18 protein-coding genes are annotated in these 16,679 nt (G+C 65.7%); 7 read left to right on the top strand and 11 right to left on the bottom strand.

The window, feature by feature from the left end; all coding sequences use genetic code 11:
- Positions 1-3: 3 nt before the first annotated feature.
- From CH281_RS24515 to CH281_RS24470, 10 genes are all read right to left on the bottom strand, one after another.
- On the bottom strand, positions 4-420 hold the full coding sequence (locus CH281_RS24515; RefSeq protein WP_094695735.1) for an arsenate-mycothiol transferase ArsC: 417 nt from the start codon (positions 418-420) through the stop codon (positions 4-6).
- On the bottom strand, positions 417-839 hold the full coding sequence (locus CH281_RS24510; protein ID WP_094695734.1) for an arsenate reductase ArsC: 423 nt from the start codon (positions 837-839) through the stop codon (positions 417-419). Before CH281_RS24510 ends, CH281_RS24515 begins: the two co-directional genes overlap by 4 nt.
- Complete coding sequence (gene arsB, locus CH281_RS24505) at positions 839-1,927, bottom strand: ACR3 family arsenite efflux transporter (RefSeq protein WP_094695733.1); 1,089 nt, start codon at positions 1,925-1,927, stop codon at positions 839-841. The genes CH281_RS24510 and arsB overlap by 1 nt, the downstream gene beginning before the upstream one ends.
- Positions 1,924-2,289, bottom strand: coding sequence for an ArsR/SmtB family transcription factor (locus CH281_RS24500; RefSeq protein ID WP_032374799.1), 366 nt, complete (start codon positions 2,287-2,289; stop codon positions 1,924-1,926). The genes arsB and CH281_RS24500 overlap by 4 nt, the downstream gene beginning before the upstream one ends.
- Positions 2,290-2,320: 31 nt before the next feature.
- Positions 2,321-3,574 (bottom strand): APC family permease, encoded by a 1,254-nt coding sequence (locus CH281_RS24495; RefSeq protein WP_094695732.1) that lies wholly within the window; start codon positions 3,572-3,574, stop codon positions 2,321-2,323.
- 79 nt (positions 3,575-3,653) lie between these two features.
- Complete coding sequence (gene nhaA, locus CH281_RS24490) at positions 3,654-4,970, bottom strand: Na+/H+ antiporter NhaA (RefSeq protein ID WP_032392684.1); 1,317 nt, start codon at positions 4,968-4,970, stop codon at positions 3,654-3,656.
- Between the two features lie 134 nt (positions 4,971-5,104).
- Entirely contained in the window at positions 5,105-5,479 is a 375-nt protein-coding gene (locus CH281_RS24485; protein WP_032367109.1) for a DUF3054 domain-containing protein, read from the bottom strand.
- Positions 5,480-5,661: 182 nt separating this feature from the next.
- A complete protein-coding gene (locus CH281_RS24480) occupies positions 5,662-6,213 on the bottom strand; it encodes a YceI family protein (protein WP_027495356.1) in 552 nt (183 codons plus the stop codon).
- A 112-nt stretch (positions 6,214-6,325) separates the two neighbouring features.
- On the bottom strand, positions 6,326-7,459 hold the full coding sequence (locus CH281_RS24475) for a TIGR00374 family protein (RefSeq protein ID WP_057474411.1): 1,134 nt from the start codon (positions 7,457-7,459) through the stop codon (positions 6,326-6,328).
- Positions 7,460-7,468: 9 nt separating this feature from the next.
- Entirely contained in the window at positions 7,469-8,944 is a 1,476-nt protein-coding gene (locus tag CH281_RS24470) for an adenylate/guanylate cyclase domain-containing protein (protein WP_032367437.1), read from the bottom strand.
- 73 nt (positions 8,945-9,017) lie between these two features.
- Here CH281_RS24470 and CH281_RS24465 point away from each other — a divergent pair, with 73 nt between their 5' ends.
- The 4 genes from CH281_RS24465 to CH281_RS24450 are packed head-to-tail and all read left to right on the top strand — an operon-like array spanning position 9,018 to position 12,339.
- The gene (locus CH281_RS24465) at positions 9,018-10,265 is read left to right on the top strand and encodes an AI-2E family transporter (RefSeq protein WP_371828769.1); all 1,248 of its coding nucleotides are present in this window, start codon (positions 9,018-9,020) and stop codon (positions 10,263-10,265) included.
- Positions 10,252-11,421: a MacS family sensor histidine kinase gene (gene macS / locus CH281_RS24460; protein WP_057474410.1), complete on the top strand. Its 1,170-nt coding sequence runs from the start codon at positions 10,252-10,254 to the stop codon at positions 11,419-11,421. Before CH281_RS24465 ends, macS begins: the two co-directional genes overlap by 14 nt.
- Positions 11,422-11,456: 35 nt before the next feature.
- The gene (locus CH281_RS24455; protein ID WP_027495360.1) at positions 11,457-12,083 is read left to right on the top strand and encodes a response regulator; all 627 of its coding nucleotides are present in this window, start codon (positions 11,457-11,459) and stop codon (positions 12,081-12,083) included.
- 37 nt (positions 12,084-12,120) lie between these two features.
- The gene (locus tag CH281_RS24450) at positions 12,121-12,339 is read left to right on the top strand and encodes a hypothetical protein (protein ID WP_045841033.1); all 219 of its coding nucleotides are present in this window, start codon (positions 12,121-12,123) and stop codon (positions 12,337-12,339) included.
- A gap of 3 nt (positions 12,340-12,342) precedes the next feature.
- Here the strand turns inward: CH281_RS24450 and CH281_RS24445 are convergent, their stop codons facing one another.
- A complete protein-coding gene (locus tag CH281_RS24445) occupies positions 12,343-12,732 on the bottom strand; it encodes a hypothetical protein (RefSeq protein WP_032387598.1) in 390 nt (129 codons plus the stop codon).
- A gap of 110 nt (positions 12,733-12,842) precedes the next feature.
- Between CH281_RS24445 and CH281_RS24440 the strand changes: the two genes are divergently transcribed.
- The 3 genes from CH281_RS24440 to CH281_RS24430 all read left to right on the top strand — a co-directional run bounded on the left by CH281_RS24440 (position 12,843) and on the right by CH281_RS24430 (position 16,616).
- The gene (locus CH281_RS24440; RefSeq protein ID WP_045841188.1) at positions 12,843-13,955 is read left to right on the top strand and encodes a glycosyltransferase; all 1,113 of its coding nucleotides are present in this window, start codon (positions 12,843-12,845) and stop codon (positions 13,953-13,955) included.
- A gap of 21 nt (positions 13,956-13,976) precedes the next feature.
- Positions 13,977-14,627, top strand: coding sequence for a DUF1707 SHOCT-like domain-containing protein (locus CH281_RS24435; protein WP_032369502.1), 651 nt, complete (start codon positions 13,977-13,979; stop codon positions 14,625-14,627).
- A gap of 75 nt (positions 14,628-14,702) precedes the next feature.
- Positions 14,703-16,616, top strand: a complete 1,914-nt coding sequence (locus CH281_RS24430; protein WP_179274284.1) for a DUF2339 domain-containing protein — start codon at positions 14,703-14,705, stop codon at positions 16,614-16,616.
- Positions 16,617-16,679: the final 63 nt, after the last annotated feature.

The following is a 16,679-nucleotide window of genomic DNA, read 5'->3' as shown; positions in this document are numbered from 1 at the left end:
GAATCAGGTTTCCGCGCTGCGCAATCGGGATGTCAGTTCTCCGACGCGGCCTGCGATGTCGTCACGCACCAGACGCATCCGCTCGATGCCGTCGATACCGCGTTCGGACGGTTCGTCGGTGTCCCAGTTCTCGAATCTGGGGCCGTCGACCACGTCTACCTTGGCCTCACCGCCGAGGGTGACGACGTAGTCCATCCGGGCGAGCAGAGCGGGGTCGATCGGTTTCGGTACTTCACCCGACAGATCGACGCCGACTTCGAGGAGCGCCTCGGCCGAGAGTGCGTTGACTGCGCTACCGGGTTCGGTTCCGGCAGAGTGCACTTCGACCGAATCGCCGACGGCCTTGCGCATCAGGCCGGCCGCCATCTGTGATTTGCCGCCGTTCTTGACGCAGACGAACAGCACGCTGGGTGTCGTCATGATGCCGAACTCTGCTTCGCTGGAACCAGTTCGGCGATCAGGTCTTCGATTCGACGCTTGATCTCGTCGCGAATCGGACGAACTGCCTCGACGCCTTTTCCTGCCGGATCGGCCAGTGCCCAGTCGCGGTAGCTCACGCCGGGGAACACCGGGCACGCGTCGCCACAGCCCATGGTGATGACGACGTCGGACGTCTCGACGGCCTCGGTGGTCAGGATCTTCGGCGACTGCGACGAGATGTCGATACCGACCTCGGCCATGGCCTCCACCGCTGCCGAGTTGATGGTGTCCACGGGAGCGCTACCGGCAGAACGTACCTCGACGGTATCGCCGGCGAGATGAGTCAGAAATCCGGCGGCCATCTGAGAGCGGCCGGCGTTGTGGACGCAGACGAATAGGACGCTGGGTGTCTCGGACATCAGGAATCCTTCGATGACGTGGTCGTGGAAAGGCTGGGGGAGAACCGCTTCCGTAGAGCGAGAGAAACATAGACGAGGCCGACCAGGACCGGCACCTCGATGAGCGGACCGACGACCCCGGCGAGTGCCTGCCCGGACGTTGCGCCGTAGGTGGCGATGGCGACGGCGATGGCGAGCTCGAAGTTGTTGCCCGCAGCGGTGAATGCGAGGGTGGTTGTGCGTTCGTAGCCCAGGCCCATGGCGGCACCGAGTGCGTAACCGCCGCCCCACATCACCGCGAAGTAGACCAGCAGAGGCAGCGCGATGCGCACCACGTCCCAGGGCTGTGAGGTGATCCGATCACCCTGCAGCGCAAAGAGAACGACGATGGTGAACAACAACCCATAGAGAGCCCACGGGGCGATCCTCGGAATGAACTTCTCCTCGTACCATGTGCGGCCCTTGGCGCGTTCACCGAAGAAGCGCGATGCAAATCCGGCTATCAGCGGGATTCCGAGGAAGATCAGCACCGATTTCGCGATCTGCCACGGCGACGCTTCGATCGTGGTCTGCTCCAGGCCGAGCCAGCCGGGCAGTACCGAGAGGTAGAACCATCCGAGGACGGCGAACATGAAGACCTGGAACACGGAGTTGATCGCCACGAGCACGGCCGCGGCCTCACGGTCTCCGCAGGCGAGGTCGTTCCAGATGATGACCATCGCGATGCATCGAGCGAGGCCGACGATGATCAGGCCGGTCCGGTACTCGGGCAGGTCCGGCAGGAAAAGCCATGCGAGAGCGAACATCAGCGCCGGTCCGAGGATCCAGTTGAGAACGAGCGATCCGATCAGCAGTCGCCTGTCGCCGGTGACGGTGTCGAGGCGGTCGTAGCGGACCTTGGCCAGTACCGGATACATCATGACGAGCAGGCCGACGGCGATCGGGAGCGACACTCCGTCGACGGAGATGGAGGACAGCGCGTCGTTCAGCTCGGGGATCATGCGTCCCAGGATCAGGCCGACGACCATGGCGACACCGATCCACACCGGGAGGAACCGATCGAGCGTGGAGAGTTTGCCGACGAGGGCGGTGTCCGTGGTGGTGCTCATACCGTGACCACCGTGGGGTCCGCTGCGGTGAGTACCGACGACAGTTGTTGCAAGGCAGCAGGAACGACCCAGTAGTACACCCAGGTTCCGCGTCGCTCACAGTCGAGCAGCCCGGCTTCGCGGAGCACCTTGAGGTGGTGGGAGATCGTCGGTTGCGACAGGTCGAAAGCGGGGGAGATGTCACACACGCACGCTTCGCCGCCGGCATGGCTGGCGACGAGGCTGAGCAACCGCAGGCGCACAGGGTCGCCCAGAGCCTTGAACATGCGGGCCAGATCCCCGGCCCAGTCCACTGTCAGCGGTTCGTGGACGAGCGGCGAACAGCATGCGCCGGCCGAGGAAGTCCGGTCTTGATTCGACATTGGTCTATATTGACCCCTGTCGAATCAGCCGTCAAGTGAACAGTCGCCGAACCCGGACCAGACGGTAGAGGACGCCGAGCAGTACGACAACGGTGCCGATCGCGATCGACGACAAGGGCAGCGTGGCAATGAGAACCACGCACCCGAGCGCTCCGAGCGACTGCAGGGGGCGTGGATAGCGTCGGTGTTCGGTGCCCTGGGTGTACGCGCTGACGTTGGCGACGAGGTAGTACAGCAGCACTCCGAAGGACGAGAAGCCGATGGCGTCACGAAGATCCACGACGAGAATTGCGGCACTGGCGATCGCCGCCAGAGTGATCTCGGCCCGGTGCGGCACCGAGTAGCGAGGGTGGACCGCAGTGAGATACGACGGCAGATCATGGTGGCGGGCCATCGCCAACAACGTGCGCCCGATACCGGCGATCAAGGCCAGTAACGCTCCGAGCGCGGCCAGTCCGGCACCGATGCGCATGACAGGTGATGCCCACGAATACCCCGACGTCACAACGAGATCGACCAGCGGAGCCGACGACGAGGCCAGCAGGTCCGGGCCCAATACCGTCAACAATGTCACGGCAACCGCTGCATAGATCAGCAACGCGATGCCGAGTGCAGAGACGATGGCCCGTGGAATGGTGCGCTCGGGCCGCACCACTTCCTCGCCGAGGGTGGCGATGCGCGCGTAGCCGGCGAAGGCGAAGAACAGCAATCCCGCGGACTGCAGAATTCCGTACCAGCCGTCCCCGGTGAGGGATCCCGACGTGCCCATGCCGTTGCCCGGCGAGCCGGCGAAGCCCAGAACCACCCCGATGACGAGGATGGCGAGCACCGCGGTGACGAGGATCTTCGTCAGCAGCGCCGTACGGGTGATGCCGAAGTAGTTCACCACCGTCAACGCGACAATGGCAAGGATCGCAACGGCTTTCGTATAGCCGGAAGGGGCGACGTAGGCCGCGAACACCATCGCCATGGCCGCCGAGCTTGCGGTCTTGCCGATGACGAAGGTCCAGCCGGCGAGGAAGCCGGGCCACTCACCGAGTTGTTCGCGACCGTAGATGTACGTCCCGCCCGACGTCGGATACTGGGCGGCGAGTTGCGCGGAGGACGTCGCGTTGCAGAACGCGACGACGGCCGCGATGGCGAGGCCGATCAGCAAGCCGGCACCCGCTGCGGCCGACGCGGGAGCGAACGACGCGAACACTCCCGCCCCGACCATCGAGCCGACACCGATGACGACTGCATCGACAAGGCCCAGTCGACGGGCCAGCGGCTGTGGGTCGGTCATGCCTGGACCCGGATGTCGATCACGGCGACAACTGTAAAGGTGCTACACCAGTGGCAACAGACCAGATGTCGGCCGCGGTCTACTTCTTCTGCTGATATACGTCCGGAATTCCGTCGTGGTCGTCGTCGCGCGTCTCTTCGATGTAGAAGTCGCGGTACGCCTTGTTGCGGGTACGCAGAATGATCGACGCGATGGACGCTGCGATGATCGAACCGGCGAGCACACCGACCTTCACGTGATCGTCGCGCTGGGTGCCTTCACCGAATGCCAGATCGCCGATCAGCAGCGACACGGTGAAACCGATACCGGCGAGCATCGCGACGCCGAAGACGTCGAGCCATTTCAAGCCGGCATCGAGGGTGGCCCGGGTGAAGCGCGAGACCAGGTAGGTGGTGCCGAAGATGCCGATGGCCTTGCCGATGACGAGGCCGGCGATGATGCCGATGGCAATCGGGTCGGTCAGGGCGCTGGCCAGGCCGGAGAAGCCGCCGACAGTCACACCGGCTGCGCAGAAGGCGAACAGCGGCACAGCGATACCCGCGGAGATCGGCCGGATCTTGTGCTCGAAATGCTCGGCGAGACCGGGGCCCGCATCGGGGCCGCCGTTCGCCTTGCTCCGGATCACCGGGACGGCGAAGCCGAGCAGAACGCCCGCGACGGTGGCGTGGACACCCGACTCGTGCATGAGTACCCACGTCACCACGGCCAGCGGGATGAGCACCCACCACGAGCGGACGCGCATCTGCACGGCGACGGCGAACAGCGCGAGCGGGATCAGCGTCAGGCCGAGCGCGATGAAGTTGATGTCGTCGGTGTAGAAGATCGCGATGACGCTGACGGCCAGTAGGTCGTCGACCACGGCCAGAGTCAGCAGGAAGGTTCGCAGCGCTGTCGGCAGATGCGTGCTGATCACAGCGAGAACGGCCACGGCGAACGCGATATCGGTCGCGGTGGGAATGGCCCAGCCGAGCAGAGCGCCATCCCCGGTGCCGAGGTTGAACAGCACGAAAATGACTGCGGGAACGACCATTCCGCCGATCGCCGCGGCCACCGGAAGTGCCGCCCGTGCCGGATCGCGCAGATCACCGGCAACGAACTCGCGTTTGAGTTCGAGCCCCACGACGAAGAAGAAGATGGCCAACAGCCCGTCGGCCGCCCACGTCGACAGAGTCAGATCGAGATGCAGAGCCGACGGCCCGACGCGAGTGCTCATCAATGAGTCGTAGGCGGCGGACCACGGTGAGTTGGCCCACACGAGCGCGACCACGGTGGCAACGAGAAGCAATGCGCCGCCGACGGTCTCTTTGCGCAAGACCTGTGCGATGCGGTCGGCCTCGGACCAGGAACCGCGAGAGAACAGCGGCAATCTCTCTTTGGGAATCGGTGAATCAGACACGGGAACAACGCCTTTCGGTAGCAACGTCGTGCTGAGCGCGTCCGCCGAGTCGACGGGCATGTGCGCAGCACAGAACTATTGCCGACCAGACTTCCCGGCGCACCGTGAATGATCCTATCGCGAAAAGGTCCCTGTCACCGAACCGAGGGAATGAATCTGGCGATCGCGCGCCAGCCGAGCAGCAGAACCGCGGTGGAAATCGTCGCAACGATGATGAACGCGGTTGCGGTTCCCTGACCTGTCGCCGTGCGCAGGATCATGCCTCCGACGACCGTGGTGACCCACACCAGAATGCCCGTCGGAACAACGAGGAACGCGTCGAACTTGTTGCGGTACAGAGCGAACGTAGCGATCCAGCCGACAGCGGCACCGACGACGAACGGCCACGCGGTGTGGAAGAGGCCGGACAGCGCGGTGGCTTCGTCGTGACTACGACGGCCGATCGCGGCGAACAGCACGATCATGACGAGATCGAGGACGGCAGCGACGGCCGGGGAACGAAACTTCACGGGCCCACTGTAGGACACCGACGCGAACGGCCCGCGCCTACGAGTGCAGGTGCGGGCCGTTCGATGCCACTGGATCCCGCCCCCAGGTCCGGATCAATGTGGGTTTCAGTCGGTTGGACTGCAACAAAGGCGCATTGATCCGGAAGGGGAGGGGTGAATCCGGAAGGGGAGGGGGGTGAAACTTACGCCTGGAGGCCGGCCTCGATGTCGAGGTTCAGTGCGATCTTGTCGCCGACGACTGCGCCGCCGCCTTCGAGGGGCATGTCGATGCTGATGCCGAAGTCCTTGCGGTTGATGGTGGTGCTGGCTTCGAAGCCTGCGACCGGTCCGTTGCCCATGCCGGCGTTGACGCCGTTGAACTCGAGCTTGAGGTCGATGGACTTGGTGACGCCGTGGAGGGTGAAGTCTCCGGTGACGACGAAGTCTCCGCCGTCGGCCTTGACCGAGGTGGACTTGAACGTCGCGGTCGGGAACTTCTCGACCTCGAAGAAGTCGGCGGTCTTGAGGTGGCCGTCGCGCTGCTCGTTGTCGGTGGTGATCGAGGTGACGTCGATCTCGGCGTCGACGGACGGGGTGCCGTCGGCGGCGACGGTGACGGTGCCGCTGAAGTTCTGGAAACGGCCGCGGACCTTGCTGACCACCAGGTGGCGGACGGTGAATCCGACGGTGGAGTGGGTGGGATCGATGGCCCAGGTGCCTGCGGTGAGCTCGGGAAGCGCGATGGCGGTGGTCATGAGGACTCCTTGTTGGGTTGAAGTTTCAAACTCATAGTACACAAGCGGACCGGGGTCCGTATATATTCCGGGTGAACGAATAGTGACGGATGCCATACCGAACGGCACGTGGCTACGCGGTCTCCGGATCGCCTTTGGAGTCGCGATCGTGCTCGGCGGCTCGGCCGAGATCGGAGGTCTCCTGCCGCTCGAGGGCGATGTCGAATTCGAGATCGGCGTGCTGGTGCTTACGGAACAGGACGAGGAACACGATCCACCCGACGATGGCGACCAAGATGAAGCTGACCCCGCGATAGACCAGGGCCGACGCCACTGCCTGAGATGCGGTGATGGACGCGGCGCTGGTCAGGAACGCGATGAGGGTGGCGTCGACGACCACCAGTCCGCCGGGTGCGAGCGGGACGGATCCGACGGCCTTGCCCGCCGCGAATGCGATGAACAGCCCGGACAGTCGTGGATCTGCGCCGACGGCGAAGCACGCGAACGCCAGGCACGCGACGTCCGCGAGCCGGTGCACGGCCGACCAGGACAGTGTGAGCGCGCCGTCCCGCTTGCCGAGCTGTACGGATTGGATCTGGCCGATGACCTTGTCGATGGCCTCGGCTCCGGCGTCGAGATCGTGGTTGCGGAACGCGTTGTACTTGCGCAGACCCCAGCGGGCGAACTGTTTGATGGACTCCGGGTGGTTCGAGATGTATCGGACAGCGGCCACGATCGCGATGACGCCGATGATCGGGAGCACCACGGTGAAGGTATTGAACGAACTACCGACCACCAGTCCGCCGGCAACGCCGAGCACTGCCAACCCGGCTGCGGCGATGACGCCGGAGATGGCGAGCTGCCAGGAGGCGACAACCGGACTCGCACCCCAGCGTCGGGTCTCGCGGTAGGTGAAGGCCGTCGAGAACACCTGGCCGGCGGGCAGAGTGAGCGACATTGCGGTGCTGCCGTAGATGACTGCGACGGACTTGCGTTGCCGCACCTGCACGCCGCCCGCGTCGAGCAGCTGCTTCTGGACTCGGCCGAACGCGCTGAGCGACACGGCTTGGGCAAATACGCACGCAGCCAGCCAGCCCCAATGGATTTCTCGTACTGCTGTCCAGGATTCGTGCAGCCGTGGCCACAGGTAGATCGCCTCGCCCACCAGCAGAGCGACCAGGGCAATTGCGGCGATCCACTTGACCCATCTCAGCCGGTTTCGCGGGCGCCGCACTGCGGGTCCGCTGGTCGAGCTGGGGTCGGGCATCCTGTCAGACTAACCGTCACTCGAGGAGGAGTCGGGATACTCCACCGGCCAGGCCAGGTGGGTTGCCCGTCGTCGGCCACGCAGTTGCACCTGGTCGCCCAACTCCCACTGTTCCTGCTCCTCGTCGTCGGCGAAGTACAGGGCCGAGGTGGATGCCAGAACGCGTCCGGGCCGCAGTTTCGCCAGTTCGGTGAGCCGCGACGCCTCGTTGACCGGGTCTCCGATGACCGTGTACTCGAAGCGCTCGGACGCGCCGATGTTGCCGGCGACGGCCAGTCCCGCCGACACCCCGATGCCGATGTCGAGTCCGGTGATCTCGTCCAGAGCGAAACGCAGTTCACGCGCCGCGGCCAGGGCCGCGGTGGGAGCGTCGGGACGGTCGAGCGGTGCCCCGAAGATCGCCAGCGCCGCGTCGCCCATGAATTTGTTGACGAAGCCGTGGTGGCGTCCGACGACGTCGACGACCACCCGGAAGAACTCGTTGAGCAACACCACGACCTCACTCGGCGGGCGTTCCGACGCGGTGGCGGTGGATCCGACCATGTCGACGAACAGCACGGCGACGAATCGTGTCTCGCCGCCCAGCTCGGTACCGAACTGCAGTGCTCGACGCGCCACGTCCTCGCCGACGTGCTGGCCGAACAGCTGACGCAGGACGCGTCGCTCGGCGGATTCCTCCATCATGCGGTTGAAGCCGACCTGGAGGCGACCGATCTCGCTGCCGTCGAACACGTCGACCTCGACGTCGGTCTCGCCGCGTTGCACGCGTTCGATGGCGTTGTGCAGTTGGCTGATCGGGTCGGAGATCTGGCTCGCCGTGAGCATCGACAGGACGAAGGCCTGCACGATGGCCAGCACGCTGAGCAGGATGATGGCCACGGCCAGCGCGTTCGGCGAGAACACCAGGTCGGTCGTCAGCTGGGTGGCACACAGCAAGATGATGCCGATGACGGGCATCAACGTGCCCAGTCCCCACGTCATGGCCATGCGGGTACCGACGCCGGGCGTCATCGTGCGGTCGAAACGGCCTTCGCTCAGTGCGAGTGCTGCGACCGGGCGCAGAATGCGTTCGCCGAGCATGTAGGTGAAACCGAAGGTGACGGTGGCGGCCATGCCGACGGTGACGATGACGGCGATGGACAGCGACGGCATCTCCGCGATGGTCAGCAGCACGAAGATGATGCCGCCGATGATCCACAGAATCAGGTGCACGATGGCCTGACGCAGCGGCGCGTGCAGCGTCGTCATCTGTTCCTTGCGGGTGGGCGGGCCGCCGCGGAGCTGCCACCTGATGACCGAGCGCAGCAGTGTGTACGCGTAGATCAGGCTGACCACCAGGGCAACACCCAGATACGCACCGAAGATGTACACGTTGCGGACGCGATCGGCGACGATCGATTGCGACTCCGGAATGGGCAGACCGTAGCGAACGAAGGCGAATACGAGCACTGCACCGAACACATTGGCGATGAGCATCGAGAGCATATAGAGCGGCCAGCGACTCTTCAGGGTGAGCGAGACCGCTCGGAAAGATGCCAGCACAGGTTAAATTTAGCGGGTGAGCACCGACGAGTTGCGGGCGCAAGGTACGGGGGCGTCCCCGCGCCTCACTTCGGCCGCAGATTCGGTGCATCCGCTGGTACGGGTTGGGGCGGAATGGACGTGGCGACTGCTGGTCCTGTTTGCCGGATTCATCACTTTTGCCTATGTGATCGCCAAACTGAGCACGGTGGTCATCCCGCTGGGTCTGGCGCTGCTGGCGGCCGCTCTGCTGGTGCCGATCGTCGATTGGATGCAGCGCCGAGGAGTGCCGCGTGTCGCCGCGGTGATCATCGTGATCATCGCCAGCATCGGCGTCGTCGCCGGAATCATGACGTTCATCGTCGAGCAGTTCATCGAGGGGCTGCCGCAGGTGGGCGATCAGTTCACCCAATCGATCAACAGTGTCGAGGAGTGGCTCAGCAACGGGCCGCTGCACATCAGCGAAGACCAGATTCGGCAGGCGACCGACAATTTGGTCAAGGTCATCCAGGACAACCAGGAGGCCGTCACCAGCGGGGCGTTGACCACGGCGACGGTGATCGGCGAAATTCTGACCGGGGCGCTGCTGACGCTGTTCACGCTGATCTTCTTCCTGTACGGCGGTGATCAGATCTGGCAGTTCGTCACCCGGCTCGCACCGACGAAGGCGCGCAGAAAGATTCGCACAGCCGGCATCCAAGGTTTCGGATCGCTCGTGGGATACGTTCGCGCGACGGTGGCCGTCGCCGCAGCCGACGCGGTGGGCATCGGAGCCGGACTCGCCATTCTCGGTGTACCGCTGGCACTTCCGTTGGCATCACTGGTGTTCATCGGCGCCTTCATTCCGATCATCGGTGCCGTGCTGACCGGATTCGTCGCAGTGTTCATCGCCCTGGTGACGAAGGGGCTCATCACCGCCGTCATCACCCTGGGCATCGTGATCGCGGTCATGCAGCTCGAAGGCCATGTGCTGCAGCCACTTCTGCTCGGCCGCGCCGTTCGGCTGCACCCACTGGCCGTCGTGCTGTCCATCACCGTCGGCATTCTGCTCGCGGGCATCGTCGGCGGCCTGCTGGCGGTCCCGATCGTTGCGGTGCTCAACACCGCCGTCCGGTCGCTGCTCGCCGACGACCCCGACGAGGTGTACGAGGAACTCGATGTCAGCGACACGCTGTACTCGGCCGAACCCAGCGACCCGGACACCCCTCCCGGTTCGTCCGAGCCCGATCGACTTGCCAAGGGGGAGCTGAACACTGCAGACCCGAAAACCGATGCGGACGACTGACCGAGTGCGGCCGACGCTGAACTCGGCCGATCCCGACAGCCCGCTGTGGCGGGCCTCGCAGGCCTTCCGCCTGGTCACTCTCGTGTACGCCGTCAGCTATCAGGCTGCGACCGTCGACAACTACACCAACCCGCGGCTGAGTTGGGCGTTGGTCGCCCTGATGGCCGTATGGTCCGGAGCTTCGGCACTCCTGCTCTCGCGGGCCACCCTGCCGCGCTGGCAGGTGGTGCTCGCAGATCAGATCATCGTGATCGCCCTGATGGCGTCGACGCGGTTGGTGGCCGACTACGACTGGTACAGCACCCGCCAGACCCTGCCCACCACCCTGTGGGCCACCAACGCCGTCATCTCCGCCGCAATTCTGTTGGGGCCCAAGGGTGGTATCGCCTCGGGTGTGGTGATGTCGTTGGTCAGTGCCCTGGTACGGGACCGGTTCGACACCGACCTGTGGTCCGACGCCACCGCCCCGGTGCTGCTGTCGGCCGGGCTCGCGTTGGGATTGGCGTCGAACACAGCCCGGCGCGCCCACGAGGAATTGCGCAGTGCGGCACGGTTGGCCGCGATCACCGAGGAGCGTGAGCGGCTGGCCCGACAGGTGCACGACGGGGTTCTGCAGGTGCTGGCCCTCGTTCGCCGTCGAGGTCTCGAAATAGGCGGGCCGGCAGCCGAACTCGCCGAGCTCGCCGGTGAGCAGGAAGTCGCTCTGCGCGTGCTGATCTCCGAACAGTCGGCTCCGCGCGACGATCACACCGGATCGATCGTCGACGTGCGCGCCCTGCTGCGCACCCAGGCCGGCACGTCGATCTCGGTGTCGACTCCCGCCGACCCGGTGCTCGTCGAATCCGACGTCGCCGACGAGCTCGCTGCCGTCGTGACCACTGCCCTGTCCAACGTCGAACTTCACGCAGGTGCCGATGCGAAGGCCTACGTACTGCTCGAAGACGTCGACGGAGAGCTGATCCTGAGCATTCGTGACGACGGCCGCGGAATACCCGCCGGACGGCTCGCCGCCGCCGAGGCCGAGGGCCGGATGGGCGTCTCGAAGTCCATCCTCGGCCGGGTCGAATCTCTCGGCGGTACTGCGATACTCGACACCGGAGAGGGCGAGGGCACCGAATGGGAAATTCGGGTTCCGCGAACGAGAGGAGCGAGATGACCGGCGACGAGAATCCGAACGCCGAGATCGCGGTGATGGTCGTCGACGATCACCCCATGTGGCGTGACGGCGTCGCCCGGGATCTCGAGGCCGCCGGATTTCGGGTGGTCGCCACCGCGGACGGAGTAGCCGCGGCCGGACGCCGCGCCCGAGCGACCACTCCCGACGTCGTCCTCATGGACATGCATCTGCCCGACGGGAACGGTGCCGATGCCACCGTCGCAGTGCTGGACGCGTCCCCGAAATCCACGATTCTGGTGCTCTCGGCATCGGCGGAACGCAGCGACGTGCTCGACGCGATCAAAGCTGGTGCGACGGGTTACCTGGTCAAGAGCGCATCGGCGGAGGAGCTGTTCGACGCCGTCCGCGCCACCGCAGCCGGACAAGCGGTGTTCACCCCGGGTCTGGCTGGTTTGGTTCTCGGCGAATTCCGGCGGATGTCGTCGTCACCGGAGCCGGAGTCCGATACCCGCCCCACGTTGACCGAGCGCGAGACCGAGGTGCTCAGGCTGGTCGCAAAAGGGCTCAGCGCCAAGCAAATTGCGACCCGTTTGACGCTCAGCCACCGGACGGTCGAGAACCACGTGCAGGCGACACTGCGAAAACTGCAGCTGGCCAACCGCGTCGAATTGACGCGGTACGCCATCGAAAAGGGTCTGTAGGGGTTTGCGACCCGGCCCGACGGGCACTCTTGACCCCATGACCGACAACGAAGCAGTGGACACGACAGTCGATCCGGCCGAGCACACGAAGGGCGTCGACGCCGACCAGGATCAGACCGGTGCCGAGCGCGCCGAGGCCATCGACGAATTCGACGGCCATCTGGACGGGTCGGGCGAGGAGTCCGAGCTTCCGACGCCGGAGCCGACCGAGGTGGCCGACAAGAGCGACGAGAAGACCGTCACCCGGTCCGAGTAGCCCCTACTGGGCACACAGCCTGCCGAGCGCGAATTTGGCGATCGGCAGGTAGGGCAGAACCAGCGGCAGCGGGCCGTCGATGGTGATCCACGCCCTGGTTCCACTGGGTCGGGAGACGACACCGTGAGCCAGATCCACGCCGATGGCCCTGTTCTGGAACCACGCCGACCACGCCCACGTCCACGACTGCTCATCCACCGAGTGCACCTCGAAATCGATCGGCACCCCCAACGGTCCCAGCACTCGGCCGGTGGTGTCGGAGTCGAGGCGTTCGCCCCGGTATTCGACGCCCATGATCTGCGGAGCCCAGGTCTTCCAGATCGTCGGGTCCATGTATCGCTCCCAGACCTCGGGTGCCGGGGCGTCGCCGGTGGATTGCAGTGTCACTCGCATAGCTCTCACGTACCCGCTGGTAGCGGTCTCCACACGGATATTCGCCGAACGTTCGGTCACCATCCACCGCCGTGGCATCGGGTGGACGTCCGGCTGGAGAGACTGAGCAGGTGCGCATCGTTCAACTGGCGAACTTCTACGGGCCGCGGTCCGGCGGTCTGCGGACGGCCGTCGACCAGCTGGGATCGGGCTACGTGGCCGCTGGTCACGACGTCACGCTGATCGTGCCGGGTGCCCGGTGGAGTGAGACGACGCTGCAGTCGGGAGTGACGCGTGTCGAGGTGCCGGCGCCGAAAGTTCCGTTCACCGGCGGCTACCGTGTGGCCGACCCGCGGCGAGTGGCCTCGATCGCGTCGGGTCTACGTCCGGACGTGATCGAAGTGTCGGACCGGCTGACCCTGCGCGGAATGGGCAGGTGGGCGTCGCGTCGCGACATCCGCAGCGTGATGATCTCCCACGAGCGCCTCGACCGGCTGCTGGCTCAGACGATGCCGATGCGATACGCCCGGCCCCTCGCCGACGCGGCCAACCGACGCACTGCCGAGTCGTACGACGCCGTCGTCTGCACCACCGAGTTCGCACAGCAGGAATTCGATCGAATCGGAACACCCAACGTCCATCGAGTCCCGCTCGGCGTCGATCTCGAGCTGTTCCATCCCCGACGACGCCGAGCCGGCGCGCGCTCGGCATGGCTGGGTAGCGCCGACCGGCTGCTGGTCCACTGCGGCCGACTGTCGGTGGAAAAGCATGTCGAGACCAGCATCGATTCGCTTGCCGCGCTCTGCGATTCGGGTGTGCGGGCTCGGTTGGTCATCGCCGGCGACGGCCCCCGACGAGCGGGCCTCGAACGACGCGCCCGCGGGCTGCCTGTCGACTTCCTCGGCTTCGTCGACGGCAGGTCGGCCGTCGCCGAGCTGCTCGCCTCGGCAGACATCGCTCTCGCGCCGGGGCCGCACGAGACATTCGGCCTCGCGGCATTGGAATCGCTCGCCGCGGGCACGCCCGTCGTCGTCTCCGAAACCTCGGCACTGGCCCAGATCGTCACCCCGCAATGCGGTGGATCCTCGATCAACACCGCCGACGGCTTCGCAGCGGAAATCCAACGGCTGCTTCGACTTCCGGCCGACGGACGCCGGATCGCGGCGAGAGTGCGCGCCGAAGAGTTCGGCTGGCCCGCATCGGTACACGGAATGTTGTCGGTTCTCCGCGGGCACGCCGCCTGAGAACTTCGCTACCCTGGGCCCATGGAGGCAAGGGATCTGCGAGTGTCCGATGCCGAACGCGAGCACGTCGGGCAGCTGTTGCAACGGGCAGTCGGCCAAGGCATGTTGTCGCTCGGTGAGTTCACCGAAAGAATGGACACCGCTCTGGCGTCGAAGACCCGGGGCGAGCTGAACTCGGTACTCGCCGATCTACCGGGCATGCAGATCGCCGGCGAGCACCTCCCGTCGCCGAAACCCTTCGCCGATCCCACCCCACAACCGACGCCGCGCCGCGTCGTGCAGGAGCACTGGGGGCACGGCGGCGGTACCCCGGACACGGTGCGCGGCAGCATGTCCACCATCACCCGCAAAGGCCCGTGGAACGTACCGCGCCGATTGAACGTGGTGACGCGGCTGTCGTCGGTGACACTCGACTTCACGCAGGCCGTCATGGTCAGCCAGGTCGTCGACATCCACGTCGACGACTACTGCAGCTCGGTCACTTTGATTCTCCCGACCGAAGCCACCGCCGACGTCAACGGTGCCGAGGCCGTCGCAGGTACCGTCACCAACAAGGTGCGCACCGGCCCGCCGTACGGACCGCTGCACGTGGTGCTCACCGGGAAAGTCCGCTTCGGTTCCCTCACCGTCAAGCACCCCTTCGGCAGCTCGTTCCGTAAAATTTTCGGATAGTCGGGCTGGACTACTCGAGGGATCCGAGTAGCACTACTCAGGCTATCGAGCCGCGCGGCCCGCAGGATCTATCCCATGACTTCTTCCCAGAACTCCGGGCTGGACCCGCAACTCGTCGCGCGCCTGTCCAGCCGCTTCGATTCCCTGGGCGACCACATGCGTCAGGTGGCCGTCGACCTGCATACATTGCAGTCGCAGCTCGGTACCGCACCCACCTCCATGCCCGTTTCGGCTCCCGCCAGGCCACAGCCGGTGCCGCGGTCGTCTGCGCCGACCGTCCCTCCGCAGACGTTCTCGCCGCCCCAGATGCCTGCACCGCAGCAGCCCTATGCCGCGCACGGCCCGGTGTCGGCACCTCCGGTCACGCCGCCTCCTGCGGTCGGCCGGTCCATGGCAGCCCCGCCGTTGCGAGGGCCGGTGGTCGCGCCGCGGCCACCCGCTCCGCCCCGTGAGCCGTGGTGGCAACGAGACGGCGTCATCAGTCGCCTGCTCGCCGTCGCGGGCGCAGGTGTCACGCTCGTCGGCGTCGTGATGCTGCTGGTTCTGGCCGCACAGGCCGGCTGGTTCGGGCCGCCTCTGCGCGTCGCCGCAGGCGGGGTGTTCTCCCTCGCACTGATCGGTGCCGGCGTGCGAGTGTTCGGTCGCTCCGGAGGACGCGTCGGCGGAATTGCTCTGGCCGCTACGGGTATTGCGGGTCTGTACCTCGACGTTCTGGCGACGTCCGTCCTGTACGGCTGGCTCGATCCGGTGATCGGGTTGATTGCTGCATTCGGAATTGCCGCTGCGGGAACAGCTCTCGCAGTGCAGTGGAAGTCGCAGCCGATGGCGGTATTGATTCTCGCCGGAGTCGCGGCGTGCGGGCCCATCCTGACCGACGGTCCGACCCTGGCCCTGATCGCGTTCTTCATCGCCACCTACATTGCGAGCTTCCCGGCTCAGATCGGCCGTGATTGGCCGCTGCTGCAGATCGTCCGGACCCTTCCCCTCGTCGGCACGGTCCTGATAGCGCTGGTCGGAACCGACCTGTCCGAACCGACCGACTACCGACTGCTTCTCGTCGTCGTCCTGGTGGCCGCGTCCGGAATGGGTATGTCTCTGGAACTGCTGCGCCGCAACGTCTCCGACGTGGTGGCCACCGTCATGACCGCTCTGGCTGCGCTGCCGCTGCTGATCTCGGCGAGCGTGTTCGATCGGTGGACCACCGTGACCGTGCAACTGGTTCTGGTGGCCGCGGCACTGGCGATCGTGCTGCTGGTGCACTGGCTGCCGGCGCATGCCCGCATCGCCGTCTCGATCATCGGGGCCGTGGCCATGCTGCAGGCCGCAGTCGGATCGACGACGGTCGACGTGCGTCCGGTCGTGCTGTTCGCGGTTGCCCTGGCACTGTTCGCCGCGGCCCACCGCATTCGCTCGTCGTTGGCGTACCTGATCGGAAGCGCGTTCGGTGTGATCGGCGCGCTGACCTTCGTCTCGATCTCCCCGCCGGAGGCTCTCCTGGACTCCGATCACGCTGCCGGGAACGCGGGCATCATCATCGGCGGAATACTGCTCGCTGCAACAGCATTCGCGTTCGCCTATGTCCTGACCGAACTGAAACTCATCGACGACGGAATGCAGACCCTCGCCATCGTCTCCGGAGTGCTCGCCCTGTACGGCCTCACCTCGGCCACCGTGAGCCTGGGAACCTCGATCGGCGGCAACACCACCGGATTCACCGCCGGGCACACCGCCGCCACGATCGAGTGGATGATCGCCGCATTCGCCCTGCTGGCCTTCGGATTGCGGAGTGTCGCCCACGCTCACCTGGCTCTGCTGGCCGGACTGTCCCTGACCGCCGCCTCCATCGCCAAACTGTTCCTGTTCGACCTCGTCGCCCTGGACGGCCTGTTCCGCGTCATCGCCTTCATCGCAGTCGGCTTGTTGCTGCTGATCGCGGGGACCCGATACGCCAAGGTATTCGCGGACCGAGAGGGCGCGGTCACCTCCTGATCCCCGCTGCCTCCTAATCCCAACTGCGTGAATGGACCACTGCACACGTCTCGACGGTGCAGT

The organism is Rhodococcus sp. 06-221-2, assembly GCF_002258365.1.
GTDB classification, from domain to species: domain Bacteria; phylum Actinomycetota; class Actinomycetes; order Mycobacteriales; family Mycobacteriaceae; genus Rhodococcoides; species Rhodococcoides fascians.
This window is presented reverse-complemented; position numbering and strand designations above follow the sequence as displayed.

What these genes read in the sequence shown, in the direction of transcription:
- CH281_RS24510 (WP_094695734.1), bottom strand. Translation starts at nt 839, where the DNA reads ATGTCCGAGACACCCAGCGTCCTATTCGTCTGCGTCCACAACGCCGGC.
- CH281_RS24500 (WP_032374799.1), bottom strand. Translation starts at nt 2,289, where the DNA reads ATGTCGAATCAAGACCGGACTTCCTCGGCCGGCGCATGCTGTTCGCCG.
- CH281_RS24450 (WP_045841033.1), top strand. Translation starts at nt 12,121, where the DNA reads ATGACCGACAACGAAGCAGTGGACACGACAGTCGATCCGGCCGAGCAC.
- CH281_RS24515 (WP_094695735.1), bottom strand. Translation starts at nt 420, where the DNA reads ATGACGACACCCAGCGTGCTGTTCGTCTGCGTCAAGAACGGCGGCAAA.
- arsB (WP_094695733.1), bottom strand. Translation starts at nt 1,927, where the DNA reads ATGAGCACCACCACGGACACCGCCCTCGTCGGCAAACTCTCCACGCTC.
- CH281_RS24470 (WP_032367437.1), bottom strand. Translation starts at nt 8,944, where the DNA reads ATGCTCTCGATGCTCATCGCCAATGTGTTCGGTGCAGTGCTCGTATTC.
- CH281_RS24495 (WP_094695732.1), bottom strand. Translation starts at nt 3,574, where the DNA reads ATGACCGACCCACAGCCGCTGGCCCGTCGACTGGGCCTTGTCGATGCA.
- CH281_RS24435 (WP_032369502.1), top strand. Translation starts at nt 13,977, where the DNA reads ATGGAGGCAAGGGATCTGCGAGTGTCCGATGCCGAACGCGAGCACGTC.
- CH281_RS24455 (WP_027495360.1), top strand. Translation starts at nt 11,457, where the DNA reads ATGGTCGTCGACGATCACCCCATGTGGCGTGACGGCGTCGCCCGGGAT.
- macS (WP_057474410.1), top strand. Translation starts at nt 10,252, where the DNA reads ATGCGGACGACTGACCGAGTGCGGCCGACGCTGAACTCGGCCGATCCC.
- CH281_RS24430 (WP_179274284.1), top strand. Translation starts at nt 14,703, where the DNA reads ATGACTTCTTCCCAGAACTCCGGGCTGGACCCGCAACTCGTCGCGCGC.
- CH281_RS24445 (WP_032387598.1), bottom strand. Translation starts at nt 12,732, where the DNA reads ATGCGAGTGACACTGCAATCCACCGGCGACGCCCCGGCACCCGAGGTC.
- CH281_RS24475 (WP_057474411.1), bottom strand. Translation starts at nt 7,459, where the DNA reads ATGCCCGACCCCAGCTCGACCAGCGGACCCGCAGTGCGGCGCCCGCGA.
- CH281_RS24480 (WP_027495356.1), bottom strand. Translation starts at nt 6,213, where the DNA reads ATGACCACCGCCATCGCGCTTCCCGAGCTCACCGCAGGCACCTGGGCC.